The sequence below is a fragment of the Luteibacter sp. CQ10 genome, assembly GCF_040900725.1.
Classification (GTDB): Bacteria; Pseudomonadota; Gammaproteobacteria; order Xanthomonadales; family Rhodanobacteraceae; genus Luteibacter.
In genome coordinates, this window is record NZ_JAEUYM010000017.1 from 1 (window position 1) to 5,420 (window position 5,420).

The 5,420-nt window shown below is 67.7% G+C and carries 1 protein-coding gene; it reads left to right on the forward strand.

Annotated features, from left to right (window positions below; all coding sequences use genetic code 11):
- On the forward strand, positions 1-5,420 hold a 5,420-nt coding region (locus JNG39_RS21005; protein WP_368313914.1), incomplete at both ends, for an SDR family NAD(P)-dependent oxidoreductase.

Here is a 5,420-nt window from a genome sequence, read left to right on the forward strand (position 1 = left end):
ACCTGTGGACCAAGGGCCTGGCCGTCGATTGGCGCGAACTGCACGTCGGTACGTCGCCGCGCATCCGTCCGCTGCCTGCCTATCCCTTCGCCCGCGAGCGGCATTGGCTGCCGCTCGAAGCGCTCGCCATATCCGTCGCGGACACGACCGCGAAACTGCATCCCCTGGTTCATCGCAATACGTCGACGCTGAAGGAGCAGCGCTTCTCGTCGACATTCAGTGGAGACGAATTCTTCCTCGCCGATCATCGCGTGCACGGTTCGCGCGTGCTCCCGGGCGCGGCCTGTCTGGAAATGGCGATCGAGGCCGCAGGACTCGCCTGGGAGCGCGATCCGGCAGCGCAAGGCGATACGAACTTCATCCTGAAGGACGTCGTCTGGCTACAGCCGCTGCGCGTGGACGTGGCGACCACGGCGCACATTCGACTGATGCCGACGGACACCGCGGATCTTCGCTTCGAGATCTACACCCGGCCGGACGCCGCGACGGACCATGCGGGCGAGACCGTGCATTCGCGCGGCGTCGTCGCCATCGCCTCGACGCGATCGCATGGCGTCGTCGACGTCGCCGCGTTTCGCCGAGGTTGCGATGGCGACATCGACGGAACGGATTGCTATGCGGTATTCGATGCCAGCGGCGTCCGTTACGGTACCGGCCATCGCGGCATCGACCGTCTCCACCTCGGCGCCGACGACCGGTCGTCCTACGTGCTGGCCGAACTCCGCCTGCCGCAGGCCATGGATGCAACGGCCGGCGCCTACCTGCTTCATCCCGGCTTCCTCGACAGCGCGCTGCAAGCCTCCATCGGTTTCGCGATGATGCCGGCTGCGGCACGCGGCGACGACGGCGCGCCGGCCCGGGCGGCCATGCCGTTCGCCGTGGATGAGATCGAAATCCTCGCCCCGACGCCGCGGCAGGGCCATGCGCTCGTCCGCAGCCGTGCGGTCGCGGGTTCCGCTTCGTCACGGCTCGACATCGAGGTTTGCGACGCGCAGGGCACGCCATGCGTGATAGTGCGCGGGTTGACCTGTCGTACCGCGACCGCACCGTCCGTCGAAACGTCCACGCCGGCGATGGCGTCCGAGACGACGCTGCTCGCGCCGCGGTGGGACGTGGTCGTGCAACCTTTCGCCGAGTCGTGGCCGGCGGCGGACGCGCATATGCTGGTGATCGACGGCACGCGAGGCGAGGGAGTGGCTTTGACCGCCGGGCACGAACGACGTGTCGTCGTGGATGCGACGGCGGTGGACACCGACGCATCGCTCGCCCAGGCCATCGCCTCGACGACGCCTTACGATCATGTCGTATGGGTCGCCCCTTCGGTAGCCGCGCGGCCTGGCGACGACGCACTGATCCACGCCCAGGAAAGTGGAGTCGTGGCGCTCTATCGCCTGGTGAAGGCGCTGCTGGCCGCCGGTTACGGCGCGCGCCGCCTCGGCTGGACCGTGCTGACCACGCAATCGCAGCGTGCATGGGAGAGCGACGCGATCGATCCGGCGCAGGCGAGCGTGCACGGTTTCATCGGTTCCGTCGCCAAGGAGTACACCCATTGGTCGCTGCGCCTGGTCGACCTCGCCGGCGACGGCCGCGTCGTGCCGGAGGAGGTGCTGCGCCTGCCGGCGATCGCGTCGGGCGACGCGTGGTTGACCCGCGGCGGTGAATGGTTCCGGCAACGCTGGCTGCCGTTTGAGCCGCGACCCGATCCCCGACCGGTCTTTCGCCGGGGTGGCGTCCACGTGATCATCGGCGGCGCCGGCGGGCTCGGCCAGGTCTTCAGCGAATACCTTCTGCGCGAACATGCCGCATCGGTGGTATGGATCGGCCGGCGGGCGCAGGACCGGGAGATCGACGCGGCAATCGAACGCCTGAGCGCCCACGGTGAACCGCCGCGCTACATCCAGGCGGATGCGACTCGGCACGACGAACTGAGCCGCGCGCGTGCCGCCATCGTGCAGCGATACGGACGGATCGACGGCATCGTGCATTCCGCGATCGTGCTGCTCGACAAGAGCCTGGCCAACATGGACGAAGAGCGCTTTCGTGCGGCGCTGCGCGCGAAAGTGGATATCTCGGTGCGCATGGCCCAGGTCTTCGCCGAGGACGAGCCGGGCGTCGTGCTGTTCTTCTCGGCGTTGCAGAGCTTCGTCAAGGCCGCGGGGCAGAGCAACTACGCCGCGGGCTGCACCTTCAAGGATGCCTTCGCCCATGCGTTGCAGGCCGCGTGGCCGGCGACGGTAAAGACCATGAACTGGGGCTTCTGGGGGACGGTCGGCAGCGTCTCCTCCGAGGACTATGCGCAGCGCATGCGACAGATGGGCATCGGCTCCATCGAACCGGAAGAAGGTATCCGCGGCCTGTTGGCCCTGATGGACGCGGACGTGCCGCAGCTGGCGATGGTCAAGACCTTGTCGACGGAGACATTGGACGCATTGAGCGCGAACGTGGGACTGCGCGCGTTGCCACGTTCGCCGCATGCCGACGAGGGTATCGCCGAAACGCTGGTCGCAGCGACGGCCGAGCCGGCGAACGACGACGGGCAGGCGACGGCGTGGCGGGCCAGCTTCGACGAGCTGCAGCGGGCCTTGTTGAGTGCGCAACTGGGGGCACTCGGCTTGCTCGACGCGACGTCGGACGCGGACCTGCGCGAGCGCATGGCCGCGGCCGGCATACGCGACAATCACGTGCGATGGGTGCGGCATGGCCTGCGCGTGCTCGGTGAGGCACCCGCCCGGCCCCCGGGCGAAGAGCCGTCGAATGCATGGCAGTCGCTTAAGGACTCCTCGCGCGAACACCACGGCCTTGTCGCGCAGATGGACCTCGTCGAGCGCGCATTGCGTGCCTTGCCGGACGTACTCACGGGGCGCCGCCTGGCGACCGAGGTGCTGTTTCCCGATTCGTCGATGGGCTCGGTCGGTAGCGTATACGCGCGCAATGCCGTGGCCGATCACTTCAACGCGGTGCTGTGCGATACCCTGGACGCACAGCTTCGCGATCGCCTGGGCCGCGATCCCGGGCGGCGCTTTCGTATCCTGGAGATCGGCGCGGGCACGGGCGGTACGAGCGCCATGGTGTTCGAACGGTTGAAGCCCTTCGAGGCCGCGATCGAGGAATACACCTATACCGACATTTCGCGGTCGTTCCTGCTGCACGCCGAAGATCATTTCGCGCACGTGCCGTACCTGCGCGGTCGGCTCTTCAACGTCGAACAGGCGCCGGAAGCGCAAGCGATGCCCATCGGCGACTACGACGTGGTGATCGCCACGAACGTGCTGCACGCGACGCGAAACATTCGCGACACGCTGCGGCACGCGAAGGCGACCCTGAAGCGGGGTGGCCTGCTGCTCATTAACGAGATCACCGGGTTCAGCCTGTTTACCCACCTGACCTTCGGACTGCTCGACGGCTGGTGGCTGTTCGAGGACGATGCGCTGCGCATCCCCGGTACGCCGGCGCTCGCGCCGGCGGCGTGGGAGAACGTGCTGCGCGCCGAAGGATTCCCGCTCGTGCAATTGCCGGCGGCAGCATCGCACGGCCTCGGCCAGCAGGTTGTCGTCGCCTGGAGCGATGGCGTGGTTTTCCGCACGCTCGGCACGCCAGCGGCCGCCGTACCGGTCGACCGCCGGGCGGAGCCGACCCAGCCCGTCGCGGCAGTCACCATCGGTAGCCACGGGATGCCCGGCACCGCTCCGGTGCACGACGACGAAGCACGCAAGGGAGCCTGGGTACGCCGAACGATCGTCGAGACGATCGCCACGGCGTTGCGGGTATCGCCCGACCTGGTCGATCCCGACGAGCCGTTCGCCGACTACGGACTGGATTCGATACTCGGTGTGCACGCCGTGCACGTGCTCTCGGACACGCTCGGCATCGCCTTGAATACGACGTCGCTGTTCGATTTCAGCACGGTGAACCGGCTTGCCGGATTTATCCTGGCCGAGCATGCGGTGCGCTGGCCCGTGGATGCGACGGACGGCGGGAATGTCGCCGCGACGAATGCCGTCGGTGCACCTTCGCCGGTATCGACGCGGTTTGCCGCTCCGGCGGTGCCCGCTCCGGTCGCACCGAGGCCCGTCGCGGATGAGCCTGCGGCGGTCGTCGCATCCGGCGTGCCCGAACCGATCGCCATTGTCGGCTTTAGCGCGCGTTATCCGCACGCGGACGATGCCGAGGCCTTATGGAAGCACCTGGCCCAGGGCGACGACCTGATCGATCCGATCGAGGGCAGTCCGCATGGCCGTCGTGGCGTGGTGGCGGGCATCGACCGGTTCGACGCGATGTTCTTCAATATCTCCGGCGTCGAAGCCACCTACATGGACCCGCAACAGCGGCTGTTCCTGGAAGAGGCATGGACTGCCCTCGAGGACGCCGGCTACGCGGGCGTCGACATCCAGCAGACGCTCTGTGGCGTCTACCTGGGCTGCACCGGCGGCGACTACGGCGCGCTGCTTTCCGGCAACGTGCCGCCGCAGGCGTTCTGGGGAAATTCCGGCTCGGTGACGCCGTCGCGCATCGCCTATTTCCTCGACCTGCAAGGTCCGGCCCTGGCTATCGACACCGCCTGTTCCAGCTCGCTGGTCGCGATGCACGTCGCCTGCCAGGGCCTGCGTGCCCGCGAGGTCGACATCGCGCTCGCCGGTGGCGTGTTCATTCAATCCAGTTCCACCTTCCAGGTATCCGCGACGCGTGCCAGCATGCTTTCCGCGAGCGGTCGTTGCCACACGTTCGACGATCGTGCCGACGGATTCGTCTCCAGCGAAGGCGTGGGCGTGGTGGTGCTGCGGCGTCTCGCCGATGCCCTGGCGAGCAACGACCACATCCACGGCGTGATTCGCGGCTCGGGCATCAACCAGGACGGCACGACCAACGGCATCACGGCGCCGAGCGCACGTTCGCAGGAGCGTTTGCATTGCCACGTCTACGACACTTTCGGCATCGACCCGGCGGATATCCAACTGGTGGAAGCGCACGGCACCGGCACCAAGCTCGGCGATCCGGTGGAATTCCAGGCACTGACCAAGGCATTCCGCCGCTACACGCAGGATCGCCAGTACTGCGCGATCGGCTCGATCAAGACGAACCTCGGCCATGCGGCGAACGCGGCCGGCGTCGCCGGCGTGATCAAAGTGCTGCTGGCACTCAGGCACGACGCCATGCCCGCCTCGCTGCATTTTGAAAAGGCCAATAGCCATATCGATTTCGCCGCGAGTCCGTTCTTCGTCAACACCGGCTTGCGTCCCTGGATGCCGGAACCGGGTCGAAAGCGCCTGGCAGCGGTCAGTTCCTTCGGTTTCAGCGGCACCAACGCGCACCTGGTGATCGAGGAAGCGCCGGTGCGCGCGCGCACGGCGGTGACGCGGCCGGCGCATCTGGTGGTGCTGTCCGCGCGCAGCGCGGCGCAGCTGCGCACGCAGGCGCAGCGC